The 18,426-nt window shown below is 38.5% G+C and carries 17 protein-coding genes; 2 read left to right on the top strand and 15 right to left on the bottom strand.

Annotated features, from left to right (window positions below; all coding sequences use genetic code 11):
- Positions 1-34: 34 nt before the first annotated feature.
- The 5 genes from gcvH to ABE34_RS14900 form a co-directional block, all read right to left on the bottom strand.
- Positions 35-415 (bottom strand): glycine cleavage system protein GcvH, encoded by a 381-nt coding sequence (gene gcvH, locus ABE34_RS14920; protein ID WP_079561463.1) that lies wholly within the window; start codon positions 413-415, stop codon positions 35-37.
- Between the two features lie 181 nt (positions 416-596).
- Entirely contained in the window at positions 597-953 is a 357-nt protein-coding gene (locus ABE34_RS14915) for an arsenate reductase family protein (RefSeq protein ID WP_197143300.1), read from the bottom strand.
- Positions 954-1,995: 1,042 nt separating this feature from the next.
- Positions 1,996-3,780 carry an acyl-CoA dehydrogenase family protein gene (locus ABE34_RS14910; protein ID WP_197143299.1) on the bottom strand — a complete coding sequence of 595 codons (1,785 nt, stop codon included), beginning with the start codon at positions 3,778-3,780 and terminating at the stop codon, positions 1,996-1,998.
- A gap of 120 nt (positions 3,781-3,900) precedes the next feature.
- Complete coding sequence (locus tag ABE34_RS14905; RefSeq protein WP_197143298.1) at positions 3,901-5,073, bottom strand: acetyl-CoA C-acetyltransferase; 1,173 nt, start codon at positions 5,071-5,073, stop codon at positions 3,901-3,903.
- A 53-nt stretch (positions 5,074-5,126) separates the two neighbouring features.
- A complete protein-coding gene (locus ABE34_RS14900; RefSeq protein ID WP_197143297.1) occupies positions 5,127-7,511 on the bottom strand; it encodes a 3-hydroxyacyl-CoA dehydrogenase NAD-binding domain-containing protein in 2,385 nt (794 codons plus the stop codon).
- A 410-nt stretch (positions 7,512-7,921) separates the two neighbouring features.
- On the opposite strand from ABE34_RS14900, the gene ABE34_RS14895 reads away from it, so the two are divergent.
- Both ABE34_RS14895 and ABE34_RS14890 read left to right on the top strand, forming a co-directional pair.
- A complete protein-coding gene (locus tag ABE34_RS14895) occupies positions 7,922-8,239 on the top strand; it encodes a thioredoxin family protein (protein WP_197143296.1) in 318 nt (105 codons plus the stop codon).
- An 86-nt stretch (positions 8,240-8,325) separates the two neighbouring features.
- Positions 8,326-8,829 carry a C39 family peptidase gene (locus ABE34_RS14890; RefSeq protein ID WP_197143339.1) on the top strand — a complete coding sequence of 168 codons (504 nt, stop codon included), beginning with the start codon at positions 8,326-8,328 and terminating at the stop codon, positions 8,827-8,829.
- A gap of 44 nt (positions 8,830-8,873) precedes the next feature.
- Here the strand turns inward: ABE34_RS14890 and spoIIP are convergent, their stop codons facing one another.
- The 10 genes from spoIIP to ABE34_RS14845 form a co-directional block, all read right to left on the bottom strand.
- A complete protein-coding gene (spoIIP, locus tag ABE34_RS14885) occupies positions 8,874-9,761 on the bottom strand; it encodes a stage II sporulation protein P (RefSeq protein WP_197143295.1) in 888 nt (295 codons plus the stop codon).
- On the bottom strand, positions 9,751-10,290 hold the full coding sequence (locus ABE34_RS14880; protein ID WP_197143294.1) for an RNA polymerase sigma factor: 540 nt from the start codon (positions 10,288-10,290) through the stop codon (positions 9,751-9,753). Before ABE34_RS14880 ends, spoIIP begins: the two co-directional genes overlap by 11 nt.
- A 205-nt stretch (positions 10,291-10,495) precedes the next feature.
- Positions 10,496-11,383, bottom strand: a complete 888-nt coding sequence (locus ABE34_RS14875; protein ID WP_197143293.1) for a 5'-3' exonuclease — start codon at positions 11,381-11,383, stop codon at positions 10,496-10,498.
- 132 nt (positions 11,384-11,515) lie between these two features.
- Positions 11,516-12,505, bottom strand: coding sequence for an agmatinase family protein (locus ABE34_RS14870; RefSeq protein WP_197143292.1), 990 nt, complete (start codon positions 12,503-12,505; stop codon positions 11,516-11,518).
- Between the two features lie 297 nt (positions 12,506-12,802).
- Positions 12,803-13,828 carry a polysaccharide deacetylase family protein gene (locus tag ABE34_RS14865; protein WP_206700656.1) on the bottom strand — a complete coding sequence of 342 codons (1,026 nt, stop codon included), beginning with the start codon at positions 13,826-13,828 and terminating at the stop codon, positions 12,803-12,805.
- Positions 13,816-14,562: an aminoacyltransferase gene (locus ABE34_RS14860; protein ID WP_241747084.1), complete on the bottom strand. Its 747-nt coding sequence runs from the start codon at positions 14,560-14,562 to the stop codon at positions 13,816-13,818. Before ABE34_RS14860 ends, ABE34_RS14865 begins: the two co-directional genes overlap by 13 nt.
- Positions 14,543-14,665 (bottom strand): hypothetical protein, encoded by a 123-nt coding sequence (locus tag ABE34_RS25460; RefSeq protein ID WP_276569499.1) that lies wholly within the window; start codon positions 14,663-14,665, stop codon positions 14,543-14,545. The genes ABE34_RS14860 and ABE34_RS25460 overlap by 20 nt, the downstream gene beginning before the upstream one ends.
- A 40-nt stretch (positions 14,666-14,705) precedes the next feature.
- Positions 14,706-16,349, bottom strand: a complete 1,644-nt coding sequence (locus tag ABE34_RS14855; RefSeq protein ID WP_197143291.1) for a GNAT family N-acetyltransferase — start codon at positions 16,347-16,349, stop codon at positions 14,706-14,708.
- Position 16,350: 1 nt separating this feature from the next.
- Positions 16,351-17,445 (bottom strand): glycosyltransferase family 4 protein, encoded by a 1,095-nt coding sequence (locus ABE34_RS14850; protein WP_197143290.1) that lies wholly within the window; start codon positions 17,443-17,445, stop codon positions 16,351-16,353.
- Positions 17,446-17,492: 47 nt separating this feature from the next.
- Positions 17,493-18,128 (bottom strand): sugar transferase, encoded by a 636-nt coding sequence (locus ABE34_RS14845; RefSeq protein WP_197143289.1) that lies wholly within the window; start codon positions 18,126-18,128, stop codon positions 17,493-17,495.
- Positions 18,129-18,426 lie beyond the last annotated feature (298 nt).

The raw sequence follows: 18,426 nt of genomic DNA, 5'->3' as shown, positions 1-18,426 counted from the left end.
GTTTTTCTATTACAGGTTGTCTTATAAGCTTGTCTTATTCTGCAATCATTTCATCGTATTGCTCAGCTGTCATAAGCTTTTCAACTTCTGATGCATCAGCAGGCTCTACAACGATCATCCATGCTTTTTCATATGGTGATTCATTAACGAATTCTGGGCTATCTTCTAAATCTGCATTTACTTCAACTACTGTACCTGAGATTGGTGCATATAATTCAGAAACTGTTTTTACAGATTCTACGCTACCAAATGGATCATCTGTTTTGATTTCGTCGCCAACTTGTGGAAGTTCAACGAAAACGATATCTCCAAGTTCTGATTGTGCGAAATGAGAAATACCGATACGTACTTTTCCATCTTCTACTTTAACCCATTCGTGCTCTTCAGAGTAACGTAAGTCTTTAGGTGTGTTCATGCAAAAACCCCTCCATAAATATGTAATATATTCACTTTCAGTGTGCCATACTTCTTCCATAAAAACAAGAATCAATTATGCCTCGGCATAATTGTGTCCGGGATCGGCTTTGCGCTAGCACAAAGAACTCCTTTCCGATTTCCGTGACATCCGCTGGAGGCTTTAGCAAAAGTTAAAAGCGTTATTTCCAAGCTTGCTCAAAATCTGATTCTTTAAACCCTAACGTAACTTTTTTTCCATCAGTTACGATTGGACGTTTAATTAACATACCATCTGAAGCAAGCAGTTCAAGTTGCTCCTCTTCAGTCATTTCAACAAGCTTATCTTTCAAGCCAAGCTCGCGATATTTCATACCAGAAGTATTAAAAAATTTCTTTAAAGGTAGTCCACTTACTTGCCATAAGTTTGATAGTTCGTCCTTTGTTGGCGGTTGTTCGACAATGTGTACATCTTCATATGAAACTCCATTGTCATTTAGCCATTTTTGTGCTTTTTTACAAGTAGTACATTTCGGATATTGAATAAATTGAATCGTCATTTAAAGGCTCCTCTACTATCATTTTTAGGAACTACATTTTCAGTGTATCCCTCATTTTCTGTAGTATACCATCATAACCGTTACGAACCAAAATGAAACAATTAATTCATAACGGTATAGAGCGGAGATTGATTTCCGTTCCAGGCTACTCGCTTTGTTGTTGCTGACGCTTCGCTTTCGCACAGATAAAACATTTGCTGCCACTTCGCTTTCGCACAGAGCAATGCTTCCTGTGGGCGAGCGTCGAGCCGCTTCCTCCGCTAAAGGAACGAAGGCTAAGTGCGTCACGTCCTGAACAACGCCTTCGTGTCCAACATCGTGTTGGCCTCAGGGTCTCGCCTGTCTCGCTATCCCACGGGAGTCGAGTAGCCTTCCACTTCAATCAGCAATAGTGTAGAACTTTTATTAAATTTAGGCATTTCAAAAGTAACACTCTGGCACCCCTCCATAATTGAATAGATTATAACAGTGACGTAATCATACATGCGTTGTTGCCCTTCGCTTTTGCACAGACAAACCCTTTTTCTATAAAACGATATATCAGAGGATATATGCTATGTGAATTAGGTGTTTGGAGTGGAGAATGGGCGACACAATAAAGTAAAGGATTCACACACAGTTTTGTGTATGAATCCTTTTTTCTCTCTTTGGCAGGTGGATATCGATAAAATTCAGAAGTTGGGTGATAAAACGTGAAAGTTAATCGATAAAATGGAAAAGTGCTCCGATAAAACTCAAAAGTTAGATGACATTTTGTTAAAACATATGTCATGTGGATAAGTTGATTGGAGTGGAGGCTGGGCGACTCCTCGGGGATCAGCGTCACAGATGAGACCCTGGAGCGAGCATCGCGAGTGAAGCGGCTCATCGGACGCCCCCAGGAAGCTCTGCTCTGCGCGAAAGCGGAGTGTTAACGAAGTGTCAGCGGCAAAGCGCCCAGCCGGAACGGAAATCAACCCTCGCTTTGCCGAAGTGTCTTACTTTTACTTCCAATAAAAAACCTAGCTATCACACCTCGGATAGCTAGGTTAAAGCTGTTATATTAAACTACAAATTTTTCTGCTTCAATTAATTTAACAGAAGCTTCGCGTTTCTTCGCGATTAAGTTGTATGGGTTGTTGCGCGTTAATTTACGTAGCGCAGACAATGTCATACGTGCAGCGTCGCCGTCTGCTGAAGCAAGAATCGTATCTTTTGCTTCTTTTTCAATCTCTGCAAATGCTTCTTGGCAGAAGATTTGAGTGTACAGTAATTTTTGATGAGCTTTTTCAGCACCGTCACGAGCAATCGCTTTTTCTGTACGCAATACAGCAGATTCCATAGCGAATAGTTGGTTTGCGATATTTGCAATCTTCACTAATACTTCTTGTTCTTGATCTAGCTTTGCACCGTAGCGTTGTGCTGCTAAACCTGATGCTAACACAGCAATTTTCTTCGCATTTTTCACAAGATATTTTTCCTGTGCTAACGGCTCTGTGCCTACATCTTCAGGCATTAGCATAAGAAGCTCTTGTTGTAAATTTTGAGCAACTTGTAGTAATGGCAATTCACCTTTTATTGCCTTTTTCATAAATGTACCTGGTACAATCATGCGGTTAATTTCATTTGTACCTTCAAAAATACGATTAATACGAGAATCACGATAAATGCGTTCTACTTCGTATTCAGCCATAAAGCCGTAACCACCGTGTAATTGAACCGCTTCATCTGCAATGTAATCTAACGTCTCAGAACCAAATACTTTAGCGATAGAACATTCAATAGCATACTCAGCAATTGCACTAGCAATCACTTTCCCTTGCTTTTGCTCATCTGGGCTTAGCTGACTTAAGCGGTCCTCAAATAAACCTACTGTACGATAGTTTAATGACTCAGACGCATACAATTGTGATGCCATAGTCGATAATTTTTCTTTTGTTAGATTGAAATCAGACAGCTTCGTTTTAAACTGCTGACGTTGGTTTGTATATTGAATAGCAAGCTCTAATGCACGTTTCGAGCCACCGATTGTTCCTACCCCTAATTTATAGCGACCGATATTTAAAATATTAAAGGCAATAACGTGTCCGCGACCTACTTCACCTAAAAGATTTTCTACAGGCACTTCTGCATCTTCAAGAATTAAAGTACGTGTCGACGAAGATTTGATTCCCATTTTTTTCTCTTCTGCACCAACTGAAACGCCATTGAAGGCACGTTCTACGATAAATGCTGAGAATTTATCACCATCGATTTTTGCATAGACAACAAATACATCTGCAAAGCCTGCATTTGTAATCCATTGCTTTTCACCATTTAAAATATAGTGTGTCCCTGCATCGTTTAACTTCGCAGTCGTTTTTGCACCTAATGCATCAGAACCTGAACCTGGCTCGGTTAATGCGTAAGCAGCGATTAATTCACCTGACGCAAGCTTTGGTAAATACGTCTTCTTTTGATCTTCATTTCCGAATAGGACGATTGGTAAAGAGCCAATACCTACGTGTGCACCATGTGTAATAGAGAAGCCACCAGCAACTGACATTTTTTCTGCGATTAATGCAGAAGAAACTTTGTCTAATCCTAGCCCTTCATATTCCTCAGGTACATCCGCGCTTAGTAAGCCGAGCTCACCTGCACTTTTTAGTAGACGAACCGAATGTTCAAATTCATGGTTTTCTAAATTTTCAACGACTGGTAACACTTCATTTGCTACATACTCTTCAGTAGTTTTAGCAATCATTTTATGCTCATCTGTGAAATCTTCTGGTGTAAACACACGATCTAATTCCACATCTTCAATAATAAATCCGCCGCCTTTAATGAAATCCGTTGTTTTTTCTGTCATTCTAAATTCCTCCCTATATATCTATTTTTAATAGTTTTTATCCCCAATATATAGAAAAGCTTGAAGTACTACGTTCGGAGGCAACCGAAAACGCTGCACACCAAGCTGATCTAGCAAAATTTATAGAAGTTCAAATACTCCCGCAGCTCCCATACCGCCGCCGATACACATTGTTACGACACCATATTTCTTACCTTGACGCTTCAATTCATGAATAAGCTTTAATGTTAAAATAGCTCCCGTTGCACCAAGTGGGTGACCTAGGGCAATTGCTCCACCATTAACGTTTACTTTGTTTTGGTCAATGCCTAAATGACGTACGACTTGTAAGGATTGTGACGCAAATGCTTCGTTAATTTCCCATAAATCAATGTCATCTATTGATAAGCCTGCAATTTCAAGCGCTTTAGGTACTGCCACGATTGGTCCAATACCCATCACCTCAGGAGGTACGCCACCAACTGCAAACCCTAAAAACTTCGCCATCGGAGTAAGCCCTTGTTTTTCTGCTTCCTCACGATCCATTACAAGTACGGCTGCTGCACCATCTGAAGTTTGAGAAGCATTACCAGCTGTAACACTACCTTTAACATGGAAGGCTGGACGAAGCTTCGCTAAACCTTCTACAGATGTACCTGGTCGTACACCTTCATCCATGCTAAACGTGAATTTTTTCACCTGTAGTTTGTTGTTGTCATCTACATAATGTTGTTCCACTTCGATTGGTACGATTTCATCATTGAATTTACCTTCTTTAATCGCCTTTTCCGCAAGCTCATGTGAACGAACAGCAAAAGCATCCTGATCTTCTCTACTAACATTGTATTGGCGTGCCACTTCCTCAGCTGTATGCCCCATCCCCATATAATATTGTGGAGCAGTTTCAGCTAATGTTGGATTTAAGCGAGGTGTATTACCTACCATTGGCACCATACTCATAGACTCGACGCCACCAGCAAGAATTGCTTTCGAATGTCCTAGCATAATACGTTCTGCTGCAAAAGCAATTGCTTGTAAACCTGACGAACAGAATCTATTAATTGTTAGCGCTGGCGTTGTATCTGGTAATCCAGCAAGCGCTCCAATACTACGTGCTACGTTCATGCCCTGCTCGGCTTCTGGCATTGCACATCCTAAAATTAAATCGTCAATCGGACCTTCATAGCCCGCTCTTTTTAATGTTTCTTTGACAACAACCGCTCCAAAATCATCTGGTCTAACGGTTGCTAAAGAACCCTTCTTCGCTTTTCCAATCGGAGTTCGTGCTCCTGCTACAATAACGGCTTCACGCATCGTATTAATCCCCCTTTGTTTCATGTGCAAGTATAGTGAATTCTATCTTAAAGTTAGTTACGCAATGGTTTTCCCTTTAAAAGCATGTGCTGCATTCTTTGTTGAGATAACGGATCTGCCACTAAGCTTAGGAACGCCTCACGCTCAAGGTTTAATAGGTACTGCTCATCTACTAATGTGCCATATGGAACTTTACCACCAGCAATGACATACGCTAATTTTTTAGCGATTTTTAAATCGTGTTCACTAATATAGCCTGATTCAAACATTCCTTGCGCACCGATTAGTAGCGTACCGTATCCTGATGCACCGACTACAGGAACTTTCGTAGGAACAGGTGGTAAATAGCCTGCCTCATAAAGCGCTAGTGCAGCTTGTTTTGCATCATATAGTTGGTGATCTGGGTTAACAGAAATCCCGTCTGCGAAGTTTAAGAAGTTATTTTCACGTGCTTCCTCACCAGATGTTGAAACTTTTGCCATCGCAATCGATTCAAATACTTTATTAGCAATATGTTGATAGTCTACTTCAACGCCATTTGGTAACCCTTTAAGGAATTTTTGGTAAAGTGCTTTATTACCGCCTCCACCAGGGATTAATCCTACGCCAACTTCGACTAGGCCCATATACGTTTCCATCGTTGCTTGAATATGTGCAGCTGGTAAGCAAACCTCTGCTCCGCCACCTAGTGTCATAGCAAAAGGCGCTGCTACAACAGGCTTGCGAGAGTATTTAATCTTTTGCATCGCATCTTGGAATGCTTTAATAACGAAATCTAATTCAAAAATATTATCATCCTGTGCTTCTACTAAAATCATTCCTAGATTCGCACCAACACAGAAGTTTTTCCCTTGGTTACCGATGACTAATCCTTTATAGTTCGCTTCTACTTCATCGATTGCAAAGTTAATCATTTGGATAATGTCTAAGCCAATTGCATTTGATTGGGAATGGAATTCAAGTAATGCAATTCCATCGCCTATATCTATTAAACTAGCACCTGTATTTGATTTAATAACACCGTGCTTTTTCTTATAGCGTTTTAAGTTAATTTCCTTTTCATTCACTGGCACTTTTACGTATTCAGAGCCATTATAATAGGCTAGGTCACCGTCCATGTCCGAATAGAAAGTTTCAAAGCCGCTCGCTAACATATCTTTGACGAATGCCGGCACTTCACGACCTTCTGCCTCCATTTTAGCTACAGACTCTTTGACACCAATTGCATCCCATATTTCAAATGGCCCTTGCTGCCAACCGAAGCCCCATTTCATAGCATTGTCAATGGCAACAATATCATCAGCAATTTCACCGTGTAGCTGTGCAGAGTAGATTAGCGTCGGAGCGAAGATACCCCATAATAACTCTCCGGTACGATCCTTAGCATACGTTAATGCTTTCACTTTATTTGCTAATCCACGAGTTTGTTTTGCCATTTCAATAGAAGGAGTTTTTAACTTTTTAACTGGGCTATACTCTAAAGTGTTTGGATCAATTTCAAGTATTTCTTTGCCTTGCTTTAAGAAGAACCCTTGACCTGATTTTGCTCCAAGCCAGCCGTTTGTGACCATTTTCTGTAAGAAATCTGGTACTGCAAATACTTGCTGCTCTTCACCAGTTGTTTGATCATAGACGTTTTTCGCTACATGAATAAATGTATCTAAGCCAACAACATCCAACGTTCGGAAAGTTGCAGATTTTGGACGACCGATTAATGGACCTGTTACAGAATCCACCTCGCCAACTGAATAGCTACCTTTCATCATTTCTTGTAAAGTAATTAGTAAACCGTACGTTCCGATACGATTGGCAATGAAGTTCGGTGTATCCTTAGCAAGTACGACACCTTTCCCGAGCACATCTTCGCCAAATGTTTTCATAAAGCTGACAACCTCTGGCGCTGTTGTGTTTGCTGGAATGACTTCAAGTAATTTTAAATAACGCGGCGGATTGAAGAAGTGAGTTCCTAAGAAATGCTTTTTAAAATCTTCTGAACGCCCTTCTGCCATTGCATTAATACTTATGCCAGATGTGTTTGAACTAATAATTGTGCCCGGCTTACGTACAGCATCAATTTTTTCATATAGGCTTTGTTTGATCGCTAAATTTTCAACGACAACTTCAATAACCCAATCTACATCTTTTAATTTCTCTAAATCGTCCTCAAAGTTACCAACCGTTAGTAGTGATAAATTTTTCTTAGAAGTAAGTGGTGCTGGCTTTTGCTTTAATAACTTTTGCAGAGCCCCGCCTGCGATACGATTTCTCACAGCAGGATGCTCTAAGGAAAGACCCTTCGCTTCTTCCTCTTTTGTTAGTTCCTTCGGCGCAATGTCTAATAATAATGTTGGAATACCGATGTTTGCTAAATGTGCTGCAATTCCAGAGCCCATTACCCCAGAACCTAGAACAGCTGCTTTTTTAATGTTGTAAGTCACAAGCAATTCCCCCTTATTCTCCCATTGAATGAATAGTCATTCATTTTTTGACCAAAAAAATTTCAAAGTTTGCCTTCGTGTAATTTTGTCCAGAATTTGAATTAGTTTATCTCTAATAAAATTTAATCTGCGACATACACCTAAGGCTTATCTTCGTTCAACTACCATTTTAGTTTTTGAGGTAAATTTTTCCGTCGAATGAAGATAAAACTACTTTTTCTGTTTTCAGTGTAGAATATTTTGTTTCATTTAGCAATCTTTTTTCACCAATTACTTTTGCGATATACAACTTTTTTCGTTTTTTACGAGCGAAAACAAGACAATAAGCAGATAGCGAATATTCCAAACAGAAAACTTTCAGGTTGCGTTAAAAATGTGTAGAATGGAGAGCGAGGAGAGTGAAATAACAAATGAAAACAATTACAACTGCTGACCAATTTAATGAACTGATCTCTGGTGATCAAAAAGTGCTAGTAAAATTTTACGCTGGATGGTGCCCAGATTGCACACGCATGAATATGTTTATCGATCCAATTATCGAAGAGTACAACCAATTTGACTGGTATGAACTTAACCGTGATGAACTTCCAGAAATTGCGGACAAATATGATGTAATGGGTATTCCAAGCCTACTAATTTTCCAAAACGGTGAAAAATTAGCACACTTACATAGTGCTAATGCTAAAACACCTCAGCAAGTTACTGAATTCTTATCTGCACAGAAATAATTTACTGCAAGTTATAGAATTCTAACTGCAATGAAAGAGCTGCATTTCTTATTGAAATGCAGCTCTTTTTTAGAAAGGAGATTATGATGCGTCAACAATTGTCGCTATTAGGAAAATCACAATATGATGCAGCCATTTTACCCAACTATCGTAATTCCGCTTGTGGACCTACAACGGTACACGTAATCTTACACTACTTGGAAGATAAAGCTCCCTCGGTAAATGAACTTTATAAACTTCTTGGTGGCACGAAAATCGGGTTATTTAAGTGGCGTCTAATTCGCAATCTTCGTCGGCTCCGTCCGACATGGGATATTCGCGATTGTACTTTAAAGGAGGCTATGAAGGAAATCGATGCAGGGAGACCTGTCGCGATACGCTTTGATCGTTACTTTAGCCTGAATTGGTGCGATAAAAAGGCTGCCTTCGCGTATCATTGGGTACCTCTCATTGGCTATGAAATGCGAAATGATGAGTTGTTTTTAATGTTCCATGATAATGGTGGTGCTAATCGTGAAAGTAAAATTAGAACGGCTCCTTTTAAAGATAATGAGAAAGTATTGAGCTTCGTCAAAATCACACCGAACTAAATGACAGCGTGCTACAATGTTAGACACGCTCTTTTTTCACTTATTTACTCTTCAAGAATACCTTTTAGAACTTGTGCAAAAACATCTATTGTTCTATACGTTTCTTCCAGCGTATTTTCTACACCTCCAACTTCTAACAATACTGAATTATTATGGAGTTCTTGATTATAGGTATTTTGAGGATTGATTCCTTTTTCTATTACACCTATTGATAATCCCGGATATAATTTTTCTAGTTGTTCGTGAAGCTGAGTTCCAAATCTTTTATTCGTTTTATAGTTTCCACTCGTTTTTGATACGACAAATTTAATTCTTGCGTATTCTCTCCCTTTAATTTCAATTGTGGACTCCCGTCTTTTTGTAGAATCTCGATGTATATCAAAAACCATGCGTATACTGTCATTTTCAGCTATAACTTTTTGTAAATTTTCCCGTGATACTTTATATGAATCCGGAAAATGTAAACCTCTTTGTTTTAAGATTCCAGCTATATCAGTGTCATCATGAATTGATGGAATCTGTAATTCCTTCAATGCTCTACTTAACTCTTTACCTACCAATGTTACATTTTTAGTATCACTATACACTTGCTGTGCAGGAATCTCTGGAATAAATGATTCTATATTATGTGAATGATAAATATAGACTACAGGTTCTTTTTCGTCCATTGCAGTAGACGATGAAGTCCCACCAACACTTTGGATTATTTCTGAAAATTTGCCATTTTCATTAAAGAAGAGTAACCATGAAAAAATAAATGCACAAACTAAAACACCGCTTGTCATCACGGAGAATTTTGTTAAGATTCTTTTTTTTCCCATGCTTCGTGCTCGTTGTCTAAGCGTATTCTCTGTTGCAGAAACAAACTCCTTTCTAGGATGTTGAGGGTACATTTCTTTCAACATATCAAATAAATCTTTTTCATTTTGCATTTGTCAATACCCCCTCTGTTTCAATATTCAGTTTTCTTTTAAGCTCTTTCAGGGCTCTGTGATAATCAACTTTTACTTTCGCCGCACTACATTGAAGAATTTCCGAAGTCTCGTTTATGGAAAATTCATTAATACCTCGAAGTATGACTACTGCTCTGTATTTAGGTTTTAATTTAGCAATAGCTTCATGAATAAATCGTTTTAATTCTGTTACCTCAAATTCCTCATCTGGCTTCTTTTCATCTGATGATAACTGATTAAAAAAACCGTCCTTAAATAGTGAGGAAAATCGCTTCTTTCTGTAGTGATCTATTGCCACATGTTTTGCGATTGAAAAAATCCATGTTTTTAAATGATAGTTTCCGTTAAAATTCGATAAGCCTTTTAATACCCGAATGAATACTTCTTGGGTCAAATCCTCCGCATCATTTTGATTTCCAGTAAAGCAAACAAGAAATCTATAAACGTCTAAGTAATACAAATTGTAGATTTCAACAATTCTTGATTCCAAGTTATTTGAATCAATCAATCTTTCCCCTCCTTTTACTTATTTGCTTATAATTCGTTTGAGATTAGGAAAAGGTTACAAAAAATTGCAAAGGTGCTTCACAAAACGGTAATCAATCTATATTCATGAATACGTTTTAACAACATCATCCAACTTAAGGTGATAAGCTATAAAAAAAAGCAGAGCATATTTCTATACTCTGCGTTGATAATCATGATGTTTATTTTTAAATAAGCGAATACAAAGAGCGTGCCTGCTTGGCGATTAATGTGTAGCCACGTTGTTCTATTTCTTTGAACGTTTGAGGCTCGTAGTTCGGTAATACTAAGCTCGCTAAATCTGCCTCGATTGGTACGTTCGTTTGAATCGTTGCAAGCTCGTGTGACAATTTTAGCATCTCTAAATTCTCTTTAATTTTCGTACGTTGACCAGGCTTTAATTCATCTAATGATGTAAGAACATTTTCAATAGAACCATACGTTTGAATTAACGTAAGTGCCTGCTTAGGTCCAATTCCCTTAACGCCTGGGTAACCGTCACTCGTATCCCCCATAAAAGCCTTGACCTGTGCAAATTGAATAGGTTCGATGCCATATTCCTCTTGAAAGCGTGTATGTGTATAAACATCATACTCTGTGTAGCCTTTTTTCGTAAAAGCAATTTCCGTTGACGGTCTTAAAAGCTGCAATAAGTCCTTGTCTCCACTAATTACCGTAATGTCAGCCTCATCTTGAAATTTTGTAATCATTGAGCCAATTAAATCATCTGCCTCCATCCCTTTTACACCGAAGTTTTGCCAGCCTATTTGCCCGGATAAATTTTTCGCCATATCAAATTGCGGTAGCATTTCCTCTGGTGGTGATGGTCGATTAGCCTTATAGCCATCAAATAATTCATTGCGGAATGTGTGTGCACCCATATCCCAACAAACAGCTAGATGGGTCGGCTTCATAATAGATTGTGCCATTAATACATGACGCACAAATCCTTGAGCGCCATTCGAAGGTGTCCCATCTGCAAGGCGAATATAATGCCCCATCGCTGCAGACGCAAAAAATGAACGGAATAATAGCGCCATGCCATCAACAATTAGTAGTTTTGGTTTTGTTGTCATGATAAATAATCCTCTCTATAACAATACAATGATTGTAGTAATTCATTATTAAGCATTGTTCTATTATAGCAAACTATCATCAAACTTCATTGTAAATATATACAAACCATCATTCTACGCCTTATTTTCCAACTATCTAATTAGGGCATTACCTCTTTTTGAAATTCGATTGCGGTAATCCAGTCGAATACCTGTTAACCATTGCAAAAATGCTGTTACGCCCATCTTTACGGTTTCTGGGCGTAGGTCCCCCTCTTTTGGATCCGCATAAACAAAGTCAATATGGCGGACTCCTTCATTTTCTCCAATGAGCTTTAGGATATCGAATAATTCATAGGCCGTTAATCCACCTGGTGTTGCTGCAGGTACATCTGGGGCGAATGTAATATCGAGCACATCCAAATCGACAGATACATAAATGCGATCTACCTCATACATAAGCTGACGGAGCATTTCGCGAATGGTTAATTGAATGCCATCACGACGCATTTGCTTTAACGTAATCATATGAATTCCTTGCTCTTTCGCACAGTGAATCATTTCTGGGGAATTAAAAAAGCCGTGTAGCCCGACATTATAAATATGTTTTCCCTCTACAACCCCTGCTGCAATAAGCTTCTGCATTGGAGAATCCATAGCTAAACCAATTTCCTCCTGATTCCGGGCATCTAAATGCGTATCAATTTGAATAATCCCTATACGATCCTTTGGAAAAGCATTCTTTATTCCTCTTAAGGAGCAAGCTGTAATCGCATGATCTCCACCTATAAGACAGGTGAAACTTTTAGAATATGCGGTACTTAAGCTTTCTGCAGCAGCTTCAATAGCTGACTCTGAAAGCATTCTATCCGTCTCGTGGATTGCCACATCGCCTACATCGACGACTGCCAACGAGCGCAAATCTACTTGCTCATCTAAATTATAAGATTGAAAGCTTGGCCAAGCCTTTCGAAATGCTGTTGGATATAGTGCTTTTTCGAATGGTTTACTACTATACGATAATAAAGCTCCATACAAAATTATATCTACATCACTTGGAACCGGATGTTCTTTTTGTTTAATCCATTGATGCATAGCTGAACCATTTCCTTGCTTATACTGCCATTCTGGTTGAATAAACATGTTAACGACCACCTTCACGCATTTTTCAATAACTATCAATTTATCCACATGATATGCAAAATTAAAGTCAATTGCCCTGTATTAATTTATTGTCCCCTTTAAAAATACCTAAATAATCTCCATTAATTTTAATAGTACCATTAGTACATACAATTTCGTCAAAATTCAGGATTTTTCCTCTTAATTTTTAAAAATTCCCCATACTCCATTTACCCCTAGAACAAAAAAAGGAGCAAACTAGGCCATTTTCTAGTTTGCTCCTTTTCTATACAGTGGGGTTTTTCACCTCACTGATTATTAGTCTTCACCGATTGGGCTTTTGCGGGATATAGATTGGCAAAGCTCTGCAACCTCGTGCATCGTATAGCTTTGAAAGTTATATTGATGACGCAATTCCTGATAGTACTGTAAAAGTTCCTCAAGCATTGCTAAATTTTTTTCTATGTTCTTGCCAAAATTATGAGGGTGCCACCATAAATGATAAAAAGCTTGAGACGTTGCGGCTGCATGCATTCCCTCTTTAATACGTTTAACCTTGAAGCCTTCAAAAAATCGTAATGGGCTACAATAAGGTCTTAAAAATGCACTTGAACGAATGTTAATAAAGGAATCCTTTTGCATCTCTTCTAGTGTTACTAGATGATTTCCTGTTACATTCACATAGCTATCCAACCATTTTTTTGCCCCTAATAGTCGACCTTTTTTTGTGAATTTTTGAGGATCGTATAACGGATGTTTTTCATTTCCGCGATAGCATATAAACCCTACTTCCTGGCATGCTGAAAAATAGGCTTCATTCACTTGATTTCGTGGAAAAACAATCGATTTCATCGGTGCAATATAATCTTCAGAAATCATTGCAGTTGCGTGTAAATCTGATCGAAAATCTGCTTCAGTTTGTCCACTTTCTAAACAGTAAAAATGTGAAAATGTATGACTTCCTATTTCTTGATGCGGTGTATGTTTAATTTTATCAATTAATGATTTGCCGAAATGTAACAGGTCGTCCTGCTCATCTTCTCCTACTTTTGCAAATTGTGTATGTGCTGCATAATGCCCGTTTTTATATTTTACAGGGATCCCTCTTAAGTAGTGAGCCATTTCTGCTTTTGTTTCTGCAAACAATAGGCCGACCGTGGCCCAAGTAGCATGAATGCCATACTGTTCAAACAGCTCGAGTATTTTAGGCAATGCCTCACGCACACCAACTAAATTTTTATTGTATTGCCCGTACTTAAATACATCGTGGACACCCCAATTCAGCTCAAAATCCAATGATATAACAAGTCCTCCACGATTCACTTCAATTACTACTTCCTCCATTTTTGCACGCCCAATAACAGTGCACGTATTTTTGATTGAGTAATGTAGCCAGAGTATACATCGACGACTTGTCCACCAAAGCCTTGCTTAAAAGCACGAACATTTTGGTCATCCGTTAGCTTCCCCATATCATATAAACTAAAGCCCCGCTCCTTTAAATGCAATAAATTGTGCCATAATAAGAAACGATTTGCATAACGTACTGGTCTTTTTAAATGATTTGGCACTGATTGTGAATGACAAGTCGCTACATAATAGGACATTGCTTTTTTACCGTATACAATATCGAGTCTATAGCAAAGTGTTTGTCCACAAATACTTCGAATCTCAGACAACCATAGCGCTCCTTTATCTTTTAAGAGCGTAATAGCTTCCATTTGCGACTTACTTATGAGCTCGAGTTTTTTCCTTTTCGCAAAATTATTATAAAACTGTTGAAAGGCTCGTAAATTTTCATCTGATGGTTCTTTATAAATAAAAACTTGATAAGACTCTTTTTGTGCACGACGAAGTATTTTTCGATTACTTTCGGAAAGAGCAAGATACAATGATAACTCACTATCTGTAAGGTGAATATGAACCGTTTCACTTTTAACAAGCTTACGGCTCGGTACAAGTGAATTTGTATAGCCAACGACCTTCATTGATTTTCTAACATTGGCTGGCTTTTCTACAAAATAAAAATGCTGCATTGCGATATTCCATCGCTTACTTTTAATGGACAGAATGAACATCGCCCCCAATCTCTGTGTACTTTTCTACATGATTTCGCTCATAACGAGCACAATCAATAATGCCTTGGCATAATTGCGTCTGGAATTGGCTTTGTGCTTGCACAAAGAACTCCTTTCCGATTCCATGACATCCGCCGGAGGCTTTAACTTCTTTCAGCGGGCGTTTGGACATCTGCTGTAAGAAGTTTAAAATGTTTCATTCGAGAAATACGTTTATAGCCTAGCTGCAATAATCGTTTACGCTTTCGCCAGTGCCAAAAGCTTGCAGTAACCCAAAGTGTTTGTGCAGGTTTCATTTTTTGGAAAAAGGCTGTGATAATATCGATATTTTTATAAACATCATAGGTTAAAAAATATGTCTGCTTCGGTAATGCTTCAACAATTTGCAATTCATCTACACGCCAGTTCACCCCATGTAACGCAAACGCAGGCTTATTCGTTGCTGCAAAAGAATCTTTATAAATCGTGTATCCCTTATAAAATAAAGAAATAATCTCCTCATCATCAAGTTGCATCGCCTCCTGAATCGACAACTCCTCAAACAAATCACCTATAGGCCGATGCGGTGTCACACTATTTGATGGGGATAATTCATACAAATCCACTTGCTTAAAACGAATAAATCTTTCTACGAATAGTTGTCCATATTCTAGCCAATCTTTCACTTTTCCATACTTTACTAAGTAACGTAATTGACCTAGAGTATTGCGTTTCCATTCAACAATACGATGATTGCCTTTTAATAATTCCTTTAGTCGTTCCTTCAGCGTAAAACGACCCGCCAATAGCTTTGCTCGTTTCGTTCCACTACTTACGAGCATACGCCTTGTAAAATCAATATTAGAGCGCCAATCGAACTTATACGGCTCATAGCCAATACTCATATCAAACAAGTGGTAGTCTTCAGAATAGATTCGCTTGATTGTTTCCTGATTCACTAATCTACCCGGGCCAAATATATTAAATGTCGGCTCATGCGCAAGTGCATAAGTGACATAACGTCCTCGACAGCAAATTCCATAAGTAAAAGCAATCCATTGGTCTTCAAAAACAAGTGCGTCTACCTTGGCTTGCAACGCCTCCCCTTGGAGAAGCGTTAACTGTTCGAAGAAATCCTTTTTCTTGCCTTTCGTAAAATCACTTGTGTCTATTTTTTTTGCCCATCGTCGATTAAATAATTTAAACATTTGCCACAGCTCGTCCTGTGAAGGTATTTTCCTCGTTAATGAGCCTAATTTCCGTAGCTTCCGTTCTCTTCTATCCACACCATGCATTTTTCTACGTTGATTGAAATAGCTATGAAAATCTATATCGCGAAAGGCGAGATACGGTGTTACTACACGAAAAATACTAGGGCGTAACTGCCTTTCAACAAAATATTGCTCGAGTACCTTAGTAGAGTCTTTGCTTTCCAATAATCCATGAAACGAAAATAGTAAATGTTTATACTTTTCAATGAGCTGATCAAATACAAAGGTCGTAGCAGGAAACAGCCATTCTGTTTCCGCTACAACACCGGAGTAATTTGCAATATTTTCTCCAGCAAAGGTATAAATTCGTACTCCCCATCGAAGTCGAACCGTAAAGGGAAAAAAGGCAATGATCGTACCATTTTCTTCAACAGCATAGAGTTCAACGCGCTCTCTACGCCCAACAATTTGCCACCAGTTATAAAACCAAGCAAATTCTATAAATGGATTATCATTGCCCTCCGCTTCTAAAATCCCATCCCAAATATCCTTGTACCACAAAAGCTCATCATCTGTTCGAATGCGAATTAATTGCAAATTAATCACCTTTCTTAACGGACTTTGAGACAGCTTGTTCGTAGACAAATAGAGTTTTCTGATACATTGGTAGAAACGTAAAATCCCTTAAAAATCTACGCTCACTTGCGTCCCCCATTTTTTGACGACTGTTCTTATCCATCAACAGTTGTTTAAGCCTGTTCTTTAATAGGTCTTTATCATCTCGGTTAATTAAAAATCCATTCTCATTATCAGAAACTAACTCATTGACGCCACCTACATTCGTGGCAATAATCGGAAGCCCTGCTCGCATCGCTTCAATAATTGAAATCGGTAAGCCCTCCCAATCTGATAGCAAAACAAATAAGTGACTTTCCTCAAGTAAAGAGGCGACATCTAATTGATTGCCCAAAAATGAGACACGATCCGTTAAACCTTTAGTAGCAATAAATTGTTCTAAATTAGGACGTAATGAGCCATCACCTATTAATTGAAGGTGCCAAGGTATATCAGAAAGCTCCGCTAAAGCCTCTAGCAATAAATCCTGTCTTTTTGGCACTTCAAAACGAGCAACCATCACAATTAATGGGTGCTCCTGCTTCTCACTATTAGGCGCTACTTGCTTCTCTATTTGGTCAATGCCATTATGAATCGTCAGCATTTTATGAGCAGGAGCAATTTTTTTCGTTAACGCTAACTTGCGGTCGTATTCAGATACAGTAATAATTTTTGCTGTTAACGGCTGAACTGATTTTTCCATTCGGCGATACACCATCTTCTTTTTATGTGGTACACCTTCGGTAAAACTCCAGCTATGGGCTGTAAAAACAGTAGGAATACGTAAAAGCCTACCTACCACACGTCCAATTGCTCCTGCCTTTGATGAATGAGCTGCAATAATATCTGGCTTTATTTTTTTAAATGCAGTTCTTAATTGCCAAAAGGTTTGTAAATCCTTTTTTAAATGAATCTCCCGCTGCATAGCTGGAATGCTAATAACATCAATTTTTTCTTCTTGGAAACGCCACAATGATGGATCATAATGGCCCGTTACAATCGTTACCTCGTGAGCATCTTGCTTCAATTTTATGGCAAGAGCCTCCACATGCTTTTGCGCTCCGCCAATCTTATCCATCCGTGTAATAAGCTGAACGATCTTCAGTACCTAACACTCCTTACTATTTAATAAGCACCTGTTCTCGTTAAAACTACGAAAAGTGTTTTGATAATAATTTTTATATCCATCCAAAATGAATATTTAACAACGTATTCTAGGTCATATGAAATTTTTTGTCCGTGAGAAATATTAGAGCGGCCGTTAATTTGAGCAAGCCCTGTTAAACCAGGCTTCACTTCTAAACGTCGTGCCTGTAAATTGTTATAAGCATTTGTAATGGTTGGAACTTCTGGCCGTGGTCCAACAATACTCATATCTCCTTTTAAGACATTAATGAGCTGAGGAATTTCATCAATACTTAACTTCCGAAGAACAGCCCCAACCTTTGTGATCCGCGCATCCTGTTCAGTTTTAAAATAAAAATCATCAGGAATTCCGTCAGCACACAATCTTGGCATTTTTACTGGAACTGCCTGTATGGTCATTGTCCGCAGCTTCCAAATAACAAAGCGCTGATGTTCCTGTCCAGTACGGATTTGTTTAAAAAAAACAGGGCGACCTGTACTAATGAGTAGAATGAGGAAAACTACTAACATAAGAGGAATGGTTATGAAAAGTAATAGGAGTGCCCCCACAATATCAAAAATTCTTTTTCCGTTTTTACTATAAAATGTTTTAGTCTGAGCTAACTGCCCGTGCAATACATCATCCTTTGCATTTTTTTAGCACTTAACTTTATATATTCATTTGGGCCATTTATAGAACTACTTTTGATAAAGCATTTTCATAATACAATGGTAAAAAGGGGTTCATCCCATGACGTGGATTGATTTTCCGTTCCCACTGGGCGCTTTCCAGGGGACCCCAGTCGGAACGGAAATCAGCTTACAGTAAATTCATACAAAATTCGTCTCTAACTTTTGAGGATGAGTCGAAAAAGGAGTTTTCCAAAATTATTTTGAAAAACTCCTAAATTATTATATATTCTGCCTTGAATAG

Source organism: Lysinibacillus sphaericus (genome assembly GCF_015844675.1).
GTDB classification, from domain to species: domain Bacteria; phylum Bacillota; class Bacilli; order Bacillales_A; family Planococcaceae; genus Lysinibacillus; species Lysinibacillus sphaericus_E.
The sequence above is the reverse complement of the archived record's forward strand: the minus strand, read 5'-3'. Positions and strand labels throughout refer to the sequence as shown.